Source organism: Microbacterium mangrovi, from assembly GCF_000802305.1.
Classification (GTDB): domain Bacteria; phylum Actinomycetota; class Actinomycetes; order Actinomycetales; family Microbacteriaceae; genus Microbacterium; species Microbacterium mangrovi.
Genome location: NZ_JTDK01000006.1, coordinates 320,474 through 339,171, shown reverse-complemented (window position 1 = coordinate 339,171; position 18,698 = coordinate 320,474). Strand labels below are relative to the sequence as shown.

The following is an 18,698-nucleotide window of genomic DNA, read 5'->3' as shown; positions in this document are numbered from 1 at the left end:
GGTCGCTGCATCCCGCCGTGCGTAGTCTGGACAGAGCCCTCCTCTCCGTACTGCAAAGGAACACAGGAACCTCATGACCGAGCTCGTGGTCGAAGTACATGTGCCCCTCGTTCCCCAGCCGGGGGTGAGCGCGGACGAGTATCCGTTCCCGTGGATCGAGACCGTCGAGGAGTTCCTCCAGGGCCTCGAGGATTCGGGCCGGGGCGAGACGTTCGATGACGGGGAAGAACTCGACGACGAATACCTCTTCTTCGTGTGGCAGGCACCGGAATCCGAGCTGATCGCTCTTGCGCGGCGGATCGCGGACCTGCCGGGCGTGCCGGAAGGCGTGTACGCGGTCGTCACGGACACCGAGTCCGAGCAGATGGGCGTCGGCCGGCGGGTCGAGCTGTGACCGAACCGGACGAACCGTCCACCGCCGAGGGTCTCATGCGGTCGCGCTTCGCGGCATTCAAACGAGGGGATGCCGATTGGCTGCTGCGCACGTGGCATCCGTCGACGCGTCCGCGGTCGCTCGACCTCACCGACAACCCGCGGTGGCGAGGTCTGCAGATCGTCGACACCGCAAGCGGGGGAGCAACGGACAGCGCAGGCGTGGTCGAGTTCCGTGCCACGTATCTGCAGGATGACGGCGGAGTCGGCGTGCTCCACGAGCGGTCGCGTTTCGTCCGGGAAGGCGACCGCTGGTTCTACGTGGACGGCGACATCCGCGACGAGTGACCCGCAGGCGTCTCGACCCCGGCTGGTCGAGCGGACGTAGCATGGATCCATGTCCGCCACCGAGCATGCCGATCAGACCGAGCCCGCTGCCGCCCCGCCGCTTCAGGCTCCGCCGCTGCCGTCGCCGCTCAGCATGATCGCGGACGGTGCGACGTGCTCCCTCGACGGGACCTGCACGCCGCTCTGAGACCGCGTCCGACCCGGCGTGGCCGGGCCGGACGATTCGTCAGTGAACCGGCGCCGCTTCGAGGTCGTCGGCCGGCTTGCGGATCAGGAACGCACCGACGATGAGCGGCAGCGACGCGATCGCGGCGATGAGGAAGGCTGCACGCGCTCCGGCGGCTCCGGCATCCACCGGGCTCCCGCCGTGCGATGCGGAAACCGCGGAGAACACGGTGATCATCAGCGCGATGCCGGCCGCCCCGGCGACCTGCTGCACGGTGCCCAGCACCGCGCTGCCATACGAGTAGAAGCGGGGCTGCAACGACGCCAGGGACGCGGTGAACAGCGGCGTGAACGACAGTGCGAGCCCGATCGAGAGCACGGTCTGCACGCCCGCGATGATCCAGACGCTCGTCGACGCGCCCACGCTCGAAAGGACCCACAGCATCGCGCTGGTGATGACGGCACCGGGCACGAGCAGCACGCGGGTTCCGCGGCGGTCGTAGATGCGACCGATCACCGGACCGGCCAGCCCCATGGCGAGCGCACCCGGCAGCAGCACGAGCCCGGTCACCGTTCCGTCGGCGCCGACGACGTTCTGCAGGTACAGCGGGAGCACCGTGATCGCCCCGAAGAAGGCCACCGACATGAGCGCCATCTGGGCGATCGACAGCGAGAAGTTCGCGGAGCGGAAGACGCGCAGGTCGAGCAGCGCGTCATCGCGGCGCTGCAGGACGAGCTGACGCCAGACGAAAAGGCCCAGTGCGATCACGCCGATACCGAGCGAGACGGCGAGCGTGGTCACTGCGACTCCGTCGCCCGCGGTGGAGCGCGCGACCTCGCCGATCTGGCTGAGACCGAAGACGAGGCCGCCGAACCCGAACGCCGACAGGATGATCGACAGCACGTCGATGGGCGCGTGGGTCTTCTCACCGAGGTTGTGCACCCAGCGAGCGCCGACCGCGAGGGTGACGAGCGCGATGGGCAGGACGATCGCGAAGATCCAGCGCCAGTTGAGGTGATCCAGCAGCAGGCCGGACAGGGTGGGGCCGATGGCGGGGGCGAGCGAGATCACGATGGTGACGCGGCCCATCATGCGCCCGCGCTGCGCCGGCGGCACGACGGTCATGAGCGTCGTCATCAGAAGCGGCATCATGATCGCCGTGCCGGACGCCTGCACGACGCGCGCCGCCAGCAGCATCCCGAAGCCGGGGGAGACGAGGGCGATGAGCGTTCCGAGCGAGAAGAGGCTCATCGCGGTGACGAACACCGCACGCGTCGTGAAGCGCTGCAGCAGGAACCCGGTGATCGGAATCACGATCGCCATGGTGAGCATGAAGCCGGTCGTCAGCCACTGCGCCTGGTTGGCGGTGATCGACAGATCGTTGATGAGGTGCGGGATCGCGACGCCCATCGTGGTCTCGTTGAGGATCGCGACGAAGGCCGCGGCCAGCAAGAGCCAGATCACCCGGGCTTCACGTGGCGCGAGGCCCACGCCTCCGCTGCGGACGGGGGTGGATCCGGTCTCGGGGTTCAGTGCGGTGTCAGCGGTGGCGGCCACGGTCGTCTCCTCTGGAAGCGTAGGAAGCCGCGCGGTGCGGCACACGCAAGATAACAGCGGGTTCCGACATCGCATTCCGCGATCGCATGAAACCATTCTGATATGTCCCCGGATGATTCCGTGCCCACTGTTCCGCTGCACCATCAGGTGCGCACGCGATTCCTCGTCTCGCTCGTGGCCGGCACCATCGCGGCGGCGGTCGTCATCCCGTTCCTGGGCGTCGCGGCGGGACTCCTGTGCGGCTGGGCGATCCTCGCCGCCGTCAACACGACCTGGGTCCTCGGGCTGATCTGGCCGATGGGCGCGGTGCAGACGCGCGCCCATGCGACCGCGGAGGACCCCGGCCGCCATCTGGCGCGTCTCATCGCGACCGTCGGCAGCGTCGTGAGCCTCGGCGCCGTCGGAGTGGTCCTCGTCGAGGCGAAGTCCGCTCCGGCGCCGATGGGCTTCATCCTGGCGCTCATCGCGCTCGTGAGCGTCGCGGCATCCTGGGCGCTCATCCAGACGGACTACACCCTGCGCCTCGCGCACGTCTATTACACGGACCCGGTCGGCGGGATCCAGTTCAACCAGGAGGAGGACCCGATGTACACGGACTTCGCCTACATCTCCTTCGACGTGGGCCTCACCTACCAGATCGCCGACACCAACGTGACGCGCAACGACATCCGCCGCGTGGTCATCGCCCAGTCGCTCCTGGGCTACCTGTTCGGCGCCGTCATCCTGGCGAGCGTCATCAATCTGCTGGCAGGACTCGGCTGAGCCACTCCGTGAACCCGCGAAGCTCCGCGGCGTAGGCGGGATCCGGGTGAGTCTCGGCGATGGCCGCCAGCGGCGGCAGGTCCATCGCCCGGATGAGGCGCACGCGGGAGGCCACCGCGTCCGCCATGCCCGCGTGCTGCAGCACCTCGATGCCGGCGCGCAGGGCCGCGAGATACTCCCGCAGCACCGGGAGGGTGTCCTTGCCCTGGGTGATCGAGCTGCCGTCGGCCCGCTCACGCCATTCCACGACGACGTCCGGGATGACGTCGAACGCGGACGCGTGGGTGTACAGCTGCTGCGCGACGATCTGGTCCTCGTAGAGGCGCCCGTCCGGAAAACGCAGCCCGGTGCGGTGCCACAGATCCATACGGCTCACCTTCGACCAGGCGACGATGTTGCCCGAGGCGTCCGGGTGCTCCGCGAGCGACGTGGCGGTGCGCTCCGGTGCCGTCGCCGCCGCGACCCACGGCTGGACTTCGCCGGACGAGTATTCTCCGGACGCCGTGGGACGCAGCCGCACGTAGGCGCCGGCGACCGCGTCGCTGCCCGTCCGCTCGATGGTGCCGACCAGACGTGCCAGCGCGGTGGGGCGCATGCGGTCATCGGCGTCGAGGAATCCCACGAACGGGGTCTCGACGAGCTCCAGGCCCGAGTTGCGCGCCGCCGAGAGCCCGCGCCGCCGGTCGTGGTGGATCACCTGGAATCGGTCGTCCTCGGCGGCGGCGGCATCGAACAGCGCACCGGTGCCGTCGGTGGACGCATCGTCGACGAGGATGGCGCGCCAGTCCGTGCGCGTCTGGGCGCGCAGTGATGCGAGCGCCTCGGGGACGTACGGGGCGACGTCGTAGCCGGGCACGATCACGGTGACGGCGGGGCCGGGGGGAGTGGTCACCCGTGGGATTGTACGGCCCGGACGGATGCCGCGACGCTCTCGGCGACGTCATCCAGCGACATGCGCAGTCCGTGCGGGAAGGTGAACCGCACCGCCGTCTGCGCCACTTCCGGTGGGATGCCCAGCGCGACGAGCACGTGCGACGGCTCGTCGCTGCCCGCGGCACAGGCCGAGCCGCTCGAGGTCACCACACCGCGGCGCTCGAGTTCCAGGAGAACGGCCTCGCCGCTCGTGCCCGCGAACGTGAACGACGCGCTGCCCGGCAGTCGGCGAGTGGGATGCCCGGTCAGGCGGGCGTTCGGGACCGTCTCCAGCACCCGCCGGATGAACGCGTCGCGGACGGCGGCGACCTGGACGGCATCCTCCGCGCGCTCCGCTTCGGCGAGTTCCAGGGCGGTCGCGAGGGCGACGGCGCCGGCGACATCCTGCGTACCGCTGCGCCGCCCGCGTTCCTGCCCGCCGCCGTGCATCACCGGCTCCAGAGGAAGCCGGCCGCGGACGACGAGAGTGCCTGTCCCCTGCGGCGCCCCGACCTTGTGTCCGGCGATCGACAGGGCGTCCGCGCCGGTGCCGTGCAGCGGCAGCCATCCGGCCGCCTGGACGGCGTCGGTGTGGAACGGCACGCCGCGTGCGCGCGCGACAGCGGCCAGCGCCGGGATGTCCTGCACCGTGCCGATCTCGTTGTTGGCGTAGCCGATCGACACCACCGCGGTGTCGTCGCGGAGCGCCGCCGCGAGGGTGTCCGGATCCACGAGGCCGCCGGCGTCGACCGGGAGGATCGTGACGTCGAACCCGTGCAGGCGGGTCAGATGGTCGCACGACGCGAGAACGGCTTCGTGCTCGATCGCGGAGGTCACGACGTGGCGGGCGCCGCGCCGCAGCATCGCCCCCAGGGCGAGACCCTTCACGGCGAGATTGTCGGCCTCGGTCCCGCCCGACGTGAAGACCACGTCGCCGCGCCGCACCCCGATGATGTGCGCGATCCGGGCCCGGGCGTCTTCCAGGGCGGCGGCGGCCTGCTCGCCGACGGTGTGGTGACTCGACGGATTGCCGTACCGCTCGGTCAGGTAGGGCGCCATCGCGGCGACCACCTCGGGCCGGACGGGCCCGGTGGCGGCGTGATCGAGGTAGCGCAGGGGCATGCGTATCAACCGCGTTCGTCGATGCGGATGTCGAGACCGAGATCGAGCGCGCGGGCGGAGTGCGTGAGCGCGCCGACCGAGATGACGTCGACGCCCGTCTCGGCGATGGCGCGCACCGTGTCGAGGTTCACGCCGCCGGACGCCTCGACGATCGCGCGACCGTCGACCTGCGCGACGCCGGCCCGCAGCTCGTCGAGAGAGAAGTTGTCGAGCATGATCGTGCCGATCCCTGCGGCGAGCACGGGCTCGATCTGGTCGAGTCGGTCGACTTCCACCTCGACGTGCGTCGTGTGCGGAAGCGAGGCGATCGCCGACTGCAGGGCCTCGGTCACCGACAGTCCGCGGCGGGTGAGCACGGCGAGGTGGTTGTCCTTCGCCATGACGGCGTCGGACAGGGTGCGGCGGTGATTGTGGCCGCCGCCGTCGCGCACCGCCTGCCGCTCGAACGCGCGAAGCCCCGGCGTGGTCTTGCGGGTGTCCGCGATCCGCGCGCGGGTGTGCGACACCTCGGCGACGTACGCGGCGGTGAGAGTGGCGATCCCGCACATCCGCTGGGTGAAGTTCAGCGCTACCCGCTCGGCGGTCAGCACGCCGCGGGCTGGGCCCACCACTGTGGCCAGCACGTCGCCGGCCGCGAAGAGCTGCGCGTCCGCGATGGCGGGCACGACCGTGATCGCGGGGTCGGTGAGGCGGAACGCGGCGGCGAAGACCGCGCCCCCGGAGAAGATCCCGGGTTCGCGGGCCACCAGCAGCGCGGTGGCCTCGGCATCCTCCGGGATGAGGGCCTCGCAGGTGGCGTCGCCCCACGGGGCGTCCTCGTCGAGGGCCGCGCGGACGCCGCGCTCGAGCACGGCTGCGGTCAGCATGCGGTCACCAGCTCCCGATCGGGCGACAGACGCACGGGATCCGCGTCGGCCAGATGATGGGCGCCCAGCGACACCCGGCGACGCCGTGCCGCATCCACGACGAGCACGGCCACGTCGAGGAGGTCGGCATCCTCCACCTCCGCCACCGTGCGGCGGGGGAGCGGGTGGGCGCTCCAGGCCGACAGCACAGCGGCCGCCCGGTCGAGCCCGGCGCGCGTCCGCAGGGCGCCGGCGTCCTCCCACATGAGCTGCTGAAGCGCGGCGCGCGAGAACGGCGCAGCGTCGACCGCCGGGGCGGGCAGCGGCGCGACCCGCGGCGTCGTGGCGACCGGCCACCGTGCGCCGGCCGCATCGGCGGCGAGGACGGCGCCGGCGCGAGCGCCGAACACCGCACCTTCGAGCAGCGAGTTCGACGCGAGCCGGTTCGCCCCGTGCACGCCCGTCCGCGCGGTCTCACCGACCGCGTAGAGGCCGGGCACCGAGGTGCGGCCGTCGAGGTCGGTCACCACGCCGCCCATGAGATAGTGGGCCGCCGGTGTCACCGGGATCGGCTCGAGCCCCCAGTCCAGGCCGCGGGCGCGGACGGCGGCATCGATCGTGGGGAACCGGCGGCGGAGGAACGCGCCCCCGAGCCGGGTGGCATCCAGCCGGACGGGGTGCCCCGCCTGCGCGGCCATGCGGCGGGTGACCGCCCGGGTGACGACGTCGCGCGGGGCGAGTTCGCCGTCGGGGTGCGTCTCGAATGCGAAGCGCGCTCCGTCGTCGTCGATGAGGGTCGCTCCCTCGCCGCGGACCGCTTCGGACACCAGGAACGGCGCGCCGACGGCCAGGACGGTGGGGTGGAACTGGACGAACTCCATGTCCTGCACCGCCGCTCCGGCACGCGCGGCGGCAGCGATCCCGTCGCCGGTCGCCGCCTCCGGGTTGGTCGTGTGCGCGTAGAGCTGCCCGGCCCCGCCCGTGGCGAGGACCACGGCGTCCGCAGCGAGCGTCTCGCGTCGGCCCTCGGCGAGGATCTCGACGCCGCGCACCCGGCCGTCCTCGACGAGGAGGTCGACGAGGCACGCGTGCTCGCGGATCCGGATGCGCCTGTCGCGGACGGATGCCGCCAGGGTGCGCTCGATCGCGGCGCCGGTGGCGTCTCCGCCGGCATGGACGATCCGGGGCGCGCTGTGGGCGGCTTCGAGGCCCCAGCGGAGGGCACCGTCGTCGTCGCGGTCGAAGGGCACCCCGAGCGCGATGAGGTCGCGCACCCGGTCGGGTCCTTCGCCCGTGAGCACCGCCACGGCGCGGGGGTCGTTGTGGTCCGCGCCGGCGACCATGGTGTCGTGCGCGTGCGCGGCGGACGTGTCACCGGGGCGCAGAGCCGCCGCGATGCCGCCCTGGGCGGCAGCCGTCGCCGAGTCCTCGAGGACGCCCTTCGTCACGATCGTGACGGTGCATCCGGCCTCGACGGCGCCGCGCGCGGTGGTCAGCCCGGCGATGCCGGAACCGACCACGACGACGTGCACCGGGCTCGTCATGACGCGTTCTCCCACGCCGCGGCCGGGGCGGCCGGGGGCTTGGCGGCGAGCATGCGCTCGAGAGAGACCCGGGCCGGGTCGGCGACATCGGCCGGGACCTGGATGCGGTTGACGATCTCACCCGCGACCAGGCTCTCCAGCACCCACGCCAGATACCCGGGGTGGATCCGGTACATCGTCGAGCACGGGCAGATGACCGGGTCGAGGCAGAAGATCGTGTGCTGCGGGTATTCGGCCGCCAGGCGCCGGACGAGGTTGACCTCGGTGCCGATGGCGAAGACGGTGGGCTCGGTCGCCGCAGCGATCGCCTTGCGGATGTAGTCGGTCGACCCGGCCTCGTCCGCGGCGTCCACCACGTCGGCGGGGCACTCCGGGTGCACGATGACGCGCACGCCCGGGTGCTCGGCGCGCGCCTGATCGATCTGCGCCACCGAGAAGCGCCGGTGCACCGAGCAGAAGCCGTGCCAGAGAATGACCCGCGCATCGTGCAGCTCGTCCTCGGTGGCGCCGCCGAGCTCACGACGCGGGTTCCACAGCGGCATCCGCTCCAGCGGCACCCCCATCGCCTTGGCCGTGTTGCGGCCGAGGTGCTGGTCGGGGAAGAAGAGCACCCGGCGTCCGCGCTCGAACGCCCACTCCAGGACGGTCCGCGCGTTCGACGAGGTGCAGACGATCCCGCCGTGCCGGCCGACGAATCCCTTGATCGCCGCCGACGAGTTCATGTACGTGACGGGGACGACGGGCACGAGCCCGTCGGCACCGGGCGTGTCGAGGTCGCCGTAGAGGTCCTCGAGCTGCTCCCAGCACTCCTCGACCTCGTCGATGCTCGCCATGTCGGCCATGGAGCAGCCCGCCGCGAGGTTCGGCAGGATCACGGCCTGGTCGGGGCCCGAGAGCAGATCGGCGGTCTCGGCCATGAAGTGCACGCCGCAGAACACGATCGCCTCGGCGTCGGTGTGGGCCTTGGCCGCGTTGGCGAGCTGGAACGAGTCGCCGACGTAGTCCGCGTGCTGGACGACCTCGTCGCGCTGATAGAAGTGGCCGAGCACGACCACGCGCTCGCCGAGGGTCTGCTTGGCGGCCGTGATCCGCTCGGAGAGCTCGGCGTCGGTCGCGTCGCGGTACTCCTGCGGCAGCACCCCCTGACGGGGCGCGCCGGCCGGGATGACGTCGCCCATCGACGAACCCGGGCCGTAGCCGGGGCGCGCGTCGAAGTCCCAGGGGCCCGCGGCGAGGTCCGTGGTACAGGTCGCGCCGGTCCCGGAGCCGGCGACGATGGCCTGGATCTCGCGGTCGACGGACGCTGCCGCACGGGTGAGGGTGAGCGGGGTGGGGGACATGTGCTGCTCGATTCTGCGGTCTCTGTGCGAGAGGGTCTCAGTTGGCGGGGATGGTCGGTGCGGCGCGAAGGGGGCCGGGGTCGGCCAGCTCGACGTCGCCGTTGTAGCGGTACAGGCGGGCGGGACGGTGGCTGCCGGTGCGGTGGCCGTCCGTCGGGATGACGGTTCCGGACGCCTCGACCTGGCGGCGGAAGTTGGCGGGGTCGAGGCGCCGGCCGAGGATCGCCTCGTTCACCTCGCGCAGATCGGCGAGGGTGAACAGCTCCGGCAGCAGGCCGTGCGCGACCCGGCTGTAGCCGACCTTGTTGCGCAGGCGCCAGAGCGCGTAGGTGATGATCTGGTTGTGGTCGAAGGCGAGCGTCGGCAGAGCGGACGCGTCGAACCAGAGCACGTTCTCGGGCGGATCCACCGCGGCCGCCAGCTGCGCGTCCACCTCGTCCGATCGCAGCAGGGCCCAGTAGACGATCGAGACGACGCGGGTGGGGGACCGGTCGACGTCGCCGAAGGCGTACAGCTGCTCCAGGTAGCTGGGCGAGAGCCCGGTGGTCTCCGCGAGGGTGCGGGATGCCGCAGCATCCAGCCCCTCGTCCTCGCCGAGCCATCCGCCGGGAAGCGCCCAGAGGAACTCGTGGGGCTCCCGCGTGCGGCGCACGAGCGGCAGCACGACGGTCAGTCTGCCGTCGGGCGTCGGGTGCCGCCGCAGCGTGAGGATGACCGTGGAGACGGCCACGCGGATGCCTGATTCGGTTCGTGTCATTCTGACTCTAAGGTTCGGGAACGATCCGAGCTTAGAGTCATCAGTACCCGAACGTCAACCGCCCATCACGCTCACAGACATGATTCGTACGCTTCCAGGGTGCTGATCGTCGACCTCCTGCTCATCGCGATCCTCGTGCTGGCCGTCCTCGGCGGGGCGACCCGGGGGCTCGTGGCCAGCATCGGCGCGCTGGTGGGCCTCGTGATCGGCGGAATCGCCGCCTACTGGCTCTCACCACTGCTCGGCGCGCTGGTCGCCGAACCCGTGTGGCGCGCCGTGGTCATCGCGGGCTCTGCGATCGGGCTGCTGATCATCGGCACCTCGCTCGGCTCCGCCGTCGGCATGACGCTGCGACGCGGCGTCGATCGTGCGGCGCCGCTGCGGGTCGTCGACCGCATCCTCGGGGGCGCGGTGAGTCTCGTGATCGCCGCCCTCGCCGTGTCGCTGGTGGGCACGACGATCGCCACCACCGGCATCCCGACCGTCTCCTCGGCGGTCGCGTCGTCCCGTGTGCTGCAGACCATCGACGACCTCATTCCGAGTCCCGTGCAGGCCGGGATCGCGCAACTGCGCGGCGCGGTCGTCGCCGGCGGGATCCCGTCGCTGGGCACCCTGCTGCAGCCGCAGCCGGTGGCGCCGCAGCGCCCGGTCAATCTGTCCGATCCCGACATCCAGCGGGCCTCCACCTCGATCGCGCGCATCAGCGGCACCGCGTACGCGTGCGGCGAGAGTCTCACCGGCACCGGATTCGCCGTCCGCTCCGACGAGATCGTCACCAACGCCCACGTGGTCGCCGGGGTGGACGCGCCCGTGGTCGAGCTCCCCGGACGCGGTGCACTCGACGGAAAGGTCGTGTACTTCGACCCGGAGAACGACATTGCGGTGATCCGCGTTCCGGGCATGGGCGCCACGCCGCTGCGCGTCTCCTCGACGCTCGGCGCCGGGTCGGCGGCCGTCGTCGCCGGCTACCCGTACGGCGGCCCGTTCACCACGGTGGATGCCGCCGTGGAGTCCGTCGGGTCGGTGCGCGTCCCGAACATCTACTCATCGCGCGAGGTGCTGCGCGACATCTACGCCCTGCAGGCCGTCGTACGGCCGGGCGACTCCGGCGGCCCGCTGCTCACCGGCTCGGGAACCGTCGCCGGCATCACCTTCGCACGCGACGAGAAGAACGCCGATCGCGGCTACGCCATGACGAGCACGATGCTCACGCCGGTCATCTCGAAGGCGGCCTCGTCGACCGCTCCCGTCTCGACCGGCCACTGCACGACCGGGTGATGCGTGCGGCCCGTCCGGCCGATAGACTGGGCCCCGCAATTGAAGACAGGCCGCATGACGTGTGCGGGAGAGTCCGGACGCCGATCCGGACACCGAAGGAGCAAGCCTCCCCGCCAATCTCTCAGGTCCGTGTACCGCACCCGTCCGGCCGCTCTGAAAAGTGATTTCGAGCGGAGCGAAGAAACCAGGTTTGAGCGAGGCCCCGGGCCGAGCCGAAACCCTGGTAACCCGCCTCCGCGGGTCTCCGACCATCCGCACGGAATCCGCCGACGGTGAAAGCCGGGTCCGCCCGGTGAAGCTCTCAGGCCCATGACAGAGGGGGAGTGCAGGTGAGATCGTCGCCTGTGCCCGAAACCGTCCGGAGCCGCCATGTCAGAACCCCGCTTCACGCCCCTGCGAGACCGCCACGAGGCGCTCGGGGCATCCTTCACCGATTTCGGCGGCTGGATGATGCCCGTCCGCTACACGTCCGACCTCGCCGAGCACCACGCCGTGCGTCAGGCCGCCGGGCTGTTCGACATCTCACACATGGCCGAGTTCGAGGTCGCGGGAGCCGGCGCCGCCGACTTTCTCGACTACGCCCTCGCCGGGCGGCTGTCCGCGCTCGCCGTCGGCAAGGCGAAGTACTCGCTCGTGCTCGCCGACGACGGCGGCATCATCGACGACGTCATCGTCTACCGGCTCGCCGACGAGCGGTTCCTGGTGATCTCGAACGCCGGCAACCGCGCCGACGTCGCCGCGGCCCTGGCCGCGCGCGTGACGGACGGCGCGAGCGTCGTGGATGTCAGCGACGACTATGCGCTCATCGCGGTGCAGGGACCCCGGGCCGAGGAGATCGTGCGGGCGACGCCGGGACTCGACATCCCGGAGCTCGACGACCTCAAGTACTACGCCTGGGTCTCCGGCTCGTTCGCCGCCGCGGAGGTGCTGGTGGCGCGCACCGGATACACCGGCGAAGACGGCTTCGAGCTCCTGATCCCCACCGGCCGCGCCGATGACCTCTGGGACGCCCTGCTAGTCGCCGGCGAACCCTTCGGGCTCGTTCCCGCCGGGCTCGCGGCCCGCGACACCCTGCGTCTGGAAGCCGGGATGCCGCTCTACGGCCATGAGCTCTCCCGCGACATGAAGCCCGCTCAGGCCGGGCTCGGCCGCGTCGTCGTCGATGCCAAGGACTCCTTCGTCGGCAAGGGCGAGACAGACCCGGCCGCCGACGCCCCGGTACTCGTCGGCCTCGTCGCCGAGGGCCGCCGCGCCGGGCGCGCGGGTTACGCCGTCACGGATGCCGAGGGCCGCCGCATCGGCGAGATCACCAGCGGCGCGCTCAGCCCGACCCTCGGCCACCCGATCGCGATGGCCTTCGTGTCACCTGAATTCGCCGCCGGCGACCGCCCCCTGTTCATCGACGTCCGCGGGACGCAGATCCCTGCGACCGTCACCGCCCTGCCCTTCTACCGGAGAAGCAAATGACCGACCTCACCGCCCTGTCCTACACCGCCGAGCACGAGTGGGTCGCCACCGGCGCCGATGTCGTGACCATCGGGATCACCGACTTCGCCGCCGACAAGCTCGGTGACGTCGTCTACGTCGACCTCCCCGCCGTCGGGACCGAGGTCACGGCCGCCGAGGTCTGCGGCGAGATCGAGTCGACCAAGTCGGTCGGCGAGCTCTACGCCCCGGTCACCGGCACCGTCGTCGAGATCAACGACGCCGTCGTCGACGACCCCTCGCTCGTGAACGCCGAACCCTTCGAGGGCGGGTGGCTGCTGCGCATCCAGGTCGCCGCGGGGGCCACCGACGGTCTCCTCGACCGGGCGGCCTACGAGGCGCTCACCGGCGGCGAAGCGTGACCGCGGCCTTCACCGACCGTCACATCGGCACGGACGCCGCCGCCCAGCGGGCGATGCTCGATGCGCTCGGCTACGAGAGCGTCGACGCCCTCGTGGAGCGAGCCGTGCCGGCATCCATCCACGCCGTCCCGCGCGCGACGAGCACCATTCCGGCCGCGGCCACCGAGGCCGAGGCACTGGCCGAGCTGCGCGAGCTGGCATCCGCCAACCGGGTGGCGCGCCCGATGATCGGTCTCGGTTACTACGACACGTTCACCCCGTCGGTGATCTCGCGCAACGTGCTCGAGAATCCGTCGTGGTACACGGCGTACACGCCGTATCAGCCGGAGATCTCGCAGGGGCGCCTGGAGGCGCTGATCAACTTCCAGACGATGGTGACCGACCTCACCGGTCTCGCCACCGCGAACGCGTCGATGCTCGACGAGTCGACGGCGGTCGTGGAGGGGATGCTCCTGGCGCGCCGCGCGGCGAAGTCGCGCTCGAACGTGTTCCTCGTCGACGCGGACGCCCTGCCCCAGACCAAGGAGCTGCTCGCGCAGCGCGCCGCGGCGGTCGGGATCGAGCTGCGGGAGACGGCGTTCACGCTGTCGCTCGACGCCGACCTCGACGTCTTCGGCGCGTTCGTCCAGTACCCGGGCGCGTCCGGTCGGGTCTGGGACCCCTCCGAGGTCGTGACCGCCGTGCATGCGCACAACGGCCTCGTCGTGATGGCCGCCGACCTGCTGGCGCTGACCCTGCTGCGGTCGCCGGGCTCCCTCGGCGCAGACGTCGCCGTGGGCACCACGCAGCGCTTCGGCGTGCCGCTCGGCTTCGGCGGCCCGCACGCCGGCTACATGGCCGTGCGCGCCGGGCTCGAGCGTCAGCTGCCCGGGCGCCTCGTCGGAGTGTCGCAGGATGCCGCCGGCCACCCCGCCTACCGCCTCGCGCTCCAGACCCGCGAGCAGCACATCCGCCGGGAGAAGGCGACGTCGAACATCTGCACCGCGCAGGTGCTGCTGGCCGTGATGGCGGCCATGTATGCGGTCTACCACGGGCCCGACGGGCTGCGCCGGATCGCGAGCGAGACGGCGCAGAAGGCGCAGGCCCTCGCCGAGCGGCTGCGGTCCTACGACCTCACGGTCACCGAGGAGTCGTTCTTCGACACGATCCGCGTCGTGACGGCCGGGCCCGCGCAGCGCGTGGTGGACCGAGCCCGGTCGAAGGGATATCAGCTCTTCCTGGCGGACGAGGCCACCGTCGGCGTGTCGGTCGACGAGACGACGACCGCGGACGACCTCGCAGCCGTGGCATGGGCGTTCGGCCTCCCGGAAGCCGACGAGCACGACGTGCGCGACCTTCCGTTCGCCGAGGCGACGCCGATCGCCGGGGTGCCTGCGAAGCTGCGCCGCGCCGACGCGTACCTCGAGCATCCGGTGTTCACTTCCCACCGGTCCGAGACGGCGATGATGCGCTACCTCAAGCAGCTCGCCGACCGTGACTACGCGCTCGACCGCGGCATGATCCCGCTGGGCTCGTGCACGATGAAGCTGAACGCCGCGACCGAGATGGCGGCGGTGTCGTGGCCCGAGTTCGCGAAGGTCCACCCGTTCGCGCCCGAGCACGATGTGCACGGCTACCTCACCATGATCGAGCAGCTCGAGTCGTGGCTGGCCGAGGTCACCGGCTACGACGCGGTGTCATTGCAGCCCAACGCGGGCTCGCAGGGCGAGCTCGCCGGTCTCCTCGCGATCCGCGGGTACCACGACGCCAACGGCGACGATGCGCGACGTGTCTGCCTCATCCCGTCGTCGGCGCACGGCACGAACGCCGCATCCGCGGTTCTCGCGGGGATGCGCGTGGTGGTCGTCGCGTGCGACGACGCGGGCAACGTCGATCTCGACGACCTGCGCGCCAAGATCGCCGAGCACGCCGATGCCCTCGCGGCCCTCATGATCACGTACCCGTCCACGCACGGCGTGTACGAACAGGACGTGGTCGAGATCACTCAGGCGGTGCACGACGCCGGCGGCCAGGTGTATGTCGACGGTGCCAACCTGAACGCGCTGCTCGGCTACGCCCGCTTCGGCGATCTGGGCGGCGACGTCTCGCACCTGAACCTGCACAAGACGTTCGCCATCCCGCACGGCGGCGGCGGACCCGGCGTCGGCCCGGTGGCCGCCAAGGCCCACCTCGCCCCGTTCCTGCCCTCGCACGGGATGGCGCAGCGCGCCGATCACGCGGGCGGTTTCGTGTTCGAGGGTGGCCCGATCTCCGCCGCACCGTACGGGTCGGCGGGCATCCTGCCGATCTCGTGGGCCTACGTCCGAATGATGGGCGCGGCAGGCCTGCGGGATGCCACGGCGGCCGCCGTGCTGGCCGCGAACTACATCGCGTTCCGGCTCCGCGACCACTATCCGGTCCTCTACACGGGCACCGACGGCCTGGTGGCGCATGAGTGCATCCTCGACCTGCGGCCCCTGAAGGACGAGACCGGCGTGACGGTGGACGACGTCGCCAAGCGCCTGATCGACTACGGTTTCCATGCGCCGACGATGTCGTTCCCCGTGGCCGGGACGCTGATGGTCGAGCCGACCGAGTCGGAGGACCTCGCCGAGCTCGATCGGTTCGTCGACGCGATGATCGCGATCAAGGCGGAGGCCCTGCAGGTGGCGGCCGGTGCGTGGCCCGCCGACGACAACCCGCTCGTGAACGCGCCGCACACGGCGCAGGCGGTCATCGCGGGGGAGTGGACCCAGGCGTACTCGCGCGAGGTCGCCGTCTACCCGGTTCCGACGCTCGTGCGCACCAAGTACTGGCCGCCCGTGCGGCGCATCGACCAGGCATACGGGGATCGTCACCTCGTGTGCGCGTGCCCGCCTCCGGAGGCGTTCGAGTAATCCGCGTGTCGCGCTCCGGCCGGGCTACTTGAACACGCCCGGCCAGAGCGCGACGGCCAGCGGATACCCCACGAACGAGGCGGTGTCCAGCAGCGTGTGGGCGACCACGAGCGGCGCCGTCCGGCCCCAGCGCCGATAGGCCCAGCCGAAGACGACGCCCATCGCGAAGTTGCCGAAGAACGGGCCGATGCCCTGGTAGAGGTGGTAGCTTCCGCGGACGAGTGCCGAGGCGACGATCATGGTCCATGATCCCCAGCCCAGCTGCTTCAGCCGGGTGAAGAGGTATCCGACCATGATGACCTCCTCCTGCAGCCCGGACCGGACCGCGGACAGGATCAGGACCGGAACCGTCCACCAGGCCGTGTCGAGCGGGGATGCCTGGACGGAGACCGTGATGCCCGCGAGGCGACCGACCGCGTAGAGGGCGATGCCGGGGATGCCGATGCCGAGGAACAGCACTGCGCCGCCGGCGAGATCGCGCCCTGGACGGGTGAGGTCCAGGCCGATGCGGCGAAAGCCGCTGCGCCCGGGACGCCACAGCAGGTAGATCGCCAGCGCCACCGCCATGAGCGAGAAGACGATGTCCAGGAGCTGATACGTGACGTCGAGCCACGGCACCGGGGACTGGGACTGATTCAGCGCGGTGCTCTGCTTGCCGAGAGGCGTCGGCGCGGCGAGACGCTGCACGAGGGTGAGGATCGAGTAGACCGCCGCCTGCCCGAGCGACAGCCCGAGCACGATGGCGATCTCCCACCGGATCGCCGCACGTTGCGACGGGGCGAGGACGTCCTCGTGGGGGAACGGCACCCGGGAGCTTCGGGGCGGCGCGGAGGCGGTCACCCTTGAATCCTGCCACCCGCGCGCGGATTCCCCCGTCGGTGCGGTGATCGCGAGGCCGCGAAACTGGGAGTGACATGAGACGGCGTCGCAATCTGCCTGGAACTCGGTGTCAGTTGGCCTAAAGAGGTCACCATCCGGTAACGGCTATGTGTTCTGTGTTGCAGGGTGCCTGAACCGCGCTTAGTTTGTATGTATCTCGTGCGGACGATCCCGAGGCTGGCGTTCGTCTGCGCACACCCCACAGGAGGAAAAGTGAAACTCAAGCGAACCGTCGTCGCGGTTGCAGCCGTTGCTGCGACCGGCGTCGTCCTCGCAGGTTGCTCAGCACCCAAGGGCAGCACGATCAACGAGAAGACATCGCTGTCTGTCGCGTCGAACTCTGCTGTCACGTCGCTGAACCCGCTGGTGGCCAACCAGTACAGCACGTACAACTCGAACGTCGCGTACATGTTCCAGGCACTCGGCTTCAACTACTACGACAACACGCCCAAGCAGGTCGACAACACCAAGCTCGGCACGTACAAGCAGATTTCGTCGAACCCGCTGAAGATCCAGTACACGATCAACAGCGACGCCAAGTGGAGCGACGGCGACCCGATCAACGCCGCCGACATCCTGATGCAGTGGGCCTCGAGCATCACGAAGTACAACAACCCCAAGTCCGGCGCGAACTTCGGCTCCGTCAACGCGGGCAGCGGTCTCGACGGCATCACCAAGGTTCCGGAGATCTCCAACGGCGGCAAGACGGTCACCGTGACCTTCGACAAGCCCTACGTCGACTGGAAGCAGAACCTGCTCTCGCCGAACCTGCCGGCGCACATCGTGTACCAGGAGGCGTACCCCGACAAGAAGCTGTCGAACGCCGACGCCGACGCCGCGGTCATCAAGGCCTTCCAGGACGACAACACCGCCGAGATCACGGCGATGGCCAACGCCTGGCAGACCAAGTGGGTCGTGGACAGCATGCCCAGCGACAAGAAGCTGCTCGTGACCTCCGGCCCCTACCAGGTGTCCGCGTTCGTCAAGAACCAGTACATCACCCTGACGAAGGTCCCCGGCTACAAGGCCGGCCCGGAGCCCAAGGTCGACAGCATCACCGTCCGCTTCATCACCGACCCGACCGCGCAGATCCAGGCGCTCCAGAACGGTGAGGTCGACATCGTCTACGGTCAGCCGACCACCGACACGCTCGGCTCCATCAAGAAGAGCCAGGGCGTCAAGTACACGCAGACCGAGGCGGCCTCGTACGAGCACGTCGACCTGCACATGAACAACGGCGGTCCCTTCGACCCGGCCACCTACGGCGGCAACGCCCAGAAGGCCCTCGAGGTGCGCCAGGCGTTCCTGAAGACGATCCCGCGTCAGGAGATCGTCGACAAGCTCATCAAGCCGCTGAACCCGAACGCGAAGCTCGACAACTCGACGATGTTCCTCCCGGGCACCCCGGCGTACGACGCTGCGGTCAAGGTCAACGGCATGAGCGCGTACGACAACGTGGACATCGCCGGCGCCAAGGCCCTGCTGCAGAAGGCCGGGGTCACCAACCCGACCATCCGCTTCGCCTACCCGACCGACAACCCGCGTCGTGTCAGCGAGTTCCAGCTGATCCAGCAGTCGGCCCAGCAGGCGGGCTTCACGGTCAAGGACGTCGGCCAGCCGGCGGCGACCTACTTCCCGGCCCTGGCCACGTCGAAGGCGTACGACGCGTCGCTGTTCGCATGGCAGTACACGTCGCTGGCCTACACCGGCAACCAGGCCGCGTTCCAGACCGGTGGTTCCTCGAACTACCAGGGCTACTCGAACAAGGCGGTCGACGGCTACTGGAACCAGCTGCAGTACAGCACGGGAACCGAGGCGGACAACAACGGGCTGCTGACCAAGATCGACACCCAGGTGGTGGCGGATGCCGCGACCACGACGATCTTCCAGTTCCCCGACCTGACCGCGTGGTCGACCAAGGTCGACAACGTCAGCGACAACCCGATCGGCGTCCAGGTGTTCTGGAACTTCTGGGAGTGGACCTCGCAGCACAAGGCTTCGTCCTCGTCCAGCAAGTAAGCCACCGAGCCTGACCCGAGAGGTCATGGCGCACTCTGAGTGGGGCGCTGAGGCAGCACATCTGCCTCAGCGCC

17 protein-coding genes and 1 riboswitch are annotated in these 18,698 nt (G+C 70.4%); of the genes, 9 read left to right on the top strand and 8 right to left on the bottom strand.

Annotated features, from left to right (window positions below; translation table 11 throughout):
* Positions 1-73: 73 nt before the first annotated feature.
* The 3 genes from LK09_RS05465 to LK09_RS21380 are packed head-to-tail and all read left to right on the top strand — an operon-like array spanning position 74 to position 907.
* Positions 74-394, top strand: coding sequence for a hypothetical protein (locus tag LK09_RS05465; protein WP_039396960.1), 321 nt, complete (start codon positions 74-76; stop codon positions 392-394).
* Entirely contained in the window at positions 391-720 is a 330-nt protein-coding gene (locus LK09_RS05460; protein ID WP_039396958.1) for a YchJ family protein, read from the top strand. The genes LK09_RS05465 and LK09_RS05460 overlap by 4 nt, the downstream gene beginning before the upstream one ends.
* A 49-nt stretch (positions 721-769) precedes the next feature.
* Positions 770-907, top strand: a complete 138-nt coding sequence (locus tag LK09_RS21380) for a hypothetical protein (RefSeq protein WP_156138650.1) — start codon at positions 770-772, stop codon at positions 905-907.
* A gap of 39 nt (positions 908-946) precedes the next feature.
* Here the strand turns inward: LK09_RS21380 and LK09_RS05455 are convergent, their stop codons facing one another.
* Complete coding sequence (locus tag LK09_RS05455; protein ID WP_407939145.1) at positions 947-2,443, bottom strand: MDR family MFS transporter; 1,497 nt, start codon at positions 2,441-2,443, stop codon at positions 947-949.
* Positions 2,444-2,563: 120 nt separating this feature from the next.
* Between LK09_RS05455 and LK09_RS20605 the strand changes: the two genes are divergently transcribed.
* A complete protein-coding gene (locus LK09_RS20605; RefSeq protein WP_231562961.1) occupies positions 2,564-3,205 on the top strand; it encodes a DUF1345 domain-containing protein in 642 nt (213 codons plus the stop codon).
* Here LK09_RS20605 and LK09_RS05450 read toward each other — a convergent pair.
* The 6 genes from LK09_RS05450 to LK09_RS05425 are packed head-to-tail and all read right to left on the bottom strand — an operon-like array spanning position 3,180 to position 9,725.
* Positions 3,180-4,097 (bottom strand): glycosyltransferase family 2 protein, encoded by a 918-nt coding sequence (locus tag LK09_RS05450; protein WP_052226439.1) that lies wholly within the window; start codon positions 4,095-4,097, stop codon positions 3,180-3,182. The two genes, LK09_RS20605 and LK09_RS05450, sit on opposite strands and share 26 nt — an antisense overlap.
* Positions 4,094-5,239 carry a cysteine desulfurase family protein gene (locus tag LK09_RS05445; protein ID WP_407939144.1) on the bottom strand — a complete coding sequence of 382 codons (1,146 nt, stop codon included), beginning with the start codon at positions 5,237-5,239 and terminating at the stop codon, positions 4,094-4,096. The genes LK09_RS05450 and LK09_RS05445 overlap by 4 nt, the downstream gene beginning before the upstream one ends.
* Positions 5,240-5,244: 5 nt before the next feature.
* Positions 5,245-6,105 carry a carboxylating nicotinate-nucleotide diphosphorylase gene (gene nadC / locus LK09_RS05440; RefSeq protein ID WP_039396956.1) on the bottom strand — a complete coding sequence of 287 codons (861 nt, stop codon included), beginning with the start codon at positions 6,103-6,105 and terminating at the stop codon, positions 5,245-5,247.
* Positions 6,099-7,628, bottom strand: a complete 1,530-nt coding sequence (gene nadB / locus LK09_RS05435; RefSeq protein WP_039396954.1) for an L-aspartate oxidase — start codon at positions 7,626-7,628, stop codon at positions 6,099-6,101. The genes nadC and nadB overlap by 7 nt, the downstream gene beginning before the upstream one ends.
* Positions 7,625-8,968: a quinolinate synthase NadA gene (gene nadA, locus LK09_RS05430; RefSeq protein WP_039396952.1), complete on the bottom strand. Its 1,344-nt coding sequence runs from the start codon at positions 8,966-8,968 to the stop codon at positions 7,625-7,627. The genes nadB and nadA overlap by 4 nt, the downstream gene beginning before the upstream one ends.
* Positions 8,969-9,005: 37 nt before the next feature.
* Entirely contained in the window at positions 9,006-9,725 is a 720-nt protein-coding gene (locus LK09_RS05425; protein WP_039396950.1) for an NUDIX hydrolase, read from the bottom strand.
* A gap of 99 nt (positions 9,726-9,824) precedes the next feature.
* On the opposite strand from LK09_RS05425, the gene LK09_RS05420 reads away from it, so the two are divergent.
* The 4 genes from LK09_RS05420 (at position 9,825) to gcvP (ending at position 15,726) form a co-directional block, all read left to right on the top strand.
* Positions 9,825-11,003 (top strand): MarP family serine protease, encoded by a 1,179-nt coding sequence (locus LK09_RS05420; RefSeq protein ID WP_039396948.1) that lies wholly within the window; start codon positions 9,825-9,827, stop codon positions 11,001-11,003.
* A gap of 54 nt (positions 11,004-11,057) precedes the next feature.
* Positions 11,058-11,150: riboswitch (glycine riboswitch) on the top strand.
* 222 nt (positions 11,151-11,372) lie between these two features.
* Positions 11,373-12,470 carry a glycine cleavage system aminomethyltransferase GcvT gene (gene gcvT, locus LK09_RS05415; protein WP_039396945.1) on the top strand — a complete coding sequence of 366 codons (1,098 nt, stop codon included), beginning with the start codon at positions 11,373-11,375 and terminating at the stop codon, positions 12,468-12,470.
* Complete coding sequence (gene gcvH, locus LK09_RS05410; RefSeq protein WP_039396943.1) at positions 12,467-12,850, top strand: glycine cleavage system protein GcvH; 384 nt, start codon at positions 12,467-12,469, stop codon at positions 12,848-12,850. The genes gcvT and gcvH overlap by 4 nt, the downstream gene beginning before the upstream one ends.
* 53 nt (positions 12,851-12,903) lie before the next feature.
* Positions 12,904-15,726: an aminomethyl-transferring glycine dehydrogenase gene (gene gcvP / locus LK09_RS05405; protein WP_231562993.1), complete on the top strand. Its 2,823-nt coding sequence runs from the start codon at positions 12,904-12,906 to the stop codon at positions 15,724-15,726.
* Between the two features lie 24 nt (positions 15,727-15,750).
* On the opposite strand, the gene LK09_RS05400 is transcribed toward gcvP, so the two are convergent.
* The gene (locus tag LK09_RS05400; RefSeq protein ID WP_039396938.1) at positions 15,751-16,533 is read right to left on the bottom strand and encodes a CPBP family intramembrane glutamic endopeptidase; all 783 of its coding nucleotides are present in this window, start codon (positions 16,531-16,533) and stop codon (positions 15,751-15,753) included.
* Positions 16,534-16,818: 285 nt separating this feature from the next.
* Between LK09_RS05400 and LK09_RS05395 the strand changes: the two genes are divergently transcribed.
* Positions 16,819-18,624: an ABC transporter family substrate-binding protein gene (locus LK09_RS05395; RefSeq protein WP_039396935.1), complete on the top strand. Its 1,806-nt coding sequence runs from the start codon at positions 16,819-16,821 to the stop codon at positions 18,622-18,624.
* Positions 18,625-18,698: the final 74 nt, after the last annotated feature.

Bases quoted from the DNA above. Each gene is read 5' to 3' on its own strand.
- gcvP (WP_231562993.1), top strand. From the start codon at position 12,904: ATGCTCGATGCGCTCGGCTACGAGAGCGTCGACGCCCTCGTGGAGCGA.
- LK09_RS05465 (WP_039396960.1), top strand. From the start codon at position 74: ATGACCGAGCTCGTGGTCGAAGTACATGTGCCCCTCGTTCCCCAGCCG.
- nadA (WP_039396952.1), bottom strand. From the start codon at position 8,968: ATGTCCCCCACCCCGCTCACCCTCACCCGTGCGGCAGCGTCCGTCGAC.
- gcvH (WP_039396943.1), top strand. From the start codon at position 12,467: ATGACCGACCTCACCGCCCTGTCCTACACCGCCGAGCACGAGTGGGTC.
- nadC (WP_039396956.1), bottom strand. From the start codon at position 6,105: ATGCTGACCGCAGCCGTGCTCGAGCGCGGCGTCCGCGCGGCCCTCGAC.
- nadB (WP_039396954.1), bottom strand. From the start codon at position 7,628: ATGACGAGCCCGGTGCACGTCGTCGTGGTCGGTTCCGGCATCGCCGGG.
- gcvT (WP_039396945.1), top strand. From the start codon at position 11,373: ATGTCAGAACCCCGCTTCACGCCCCTGCGAGACCGCCACGAGGCGCTC.
- LK09_RS05445 (WP_407939144.1), bottom strand. From the start codon at position 5,239: ATGCCCCTGCGCTACCTCGATCACGCCGCCACCGGGCCCGTCCGGCCC.
- LK09_RS05425 (WP_039396950.1), bottom strand. From the start codon at position 9,725: ATGACACGAACCGAATCAGGCATCCGCGTGGCCGTCTCCACGGTCATC.
- LK09_RS21380 (WP_156138650.1), top strand. From the start codon at position 770: ATGTCCGCCACCGAGCATGCCGATCAGACCGAGCCCGCTGCCGCCCCG.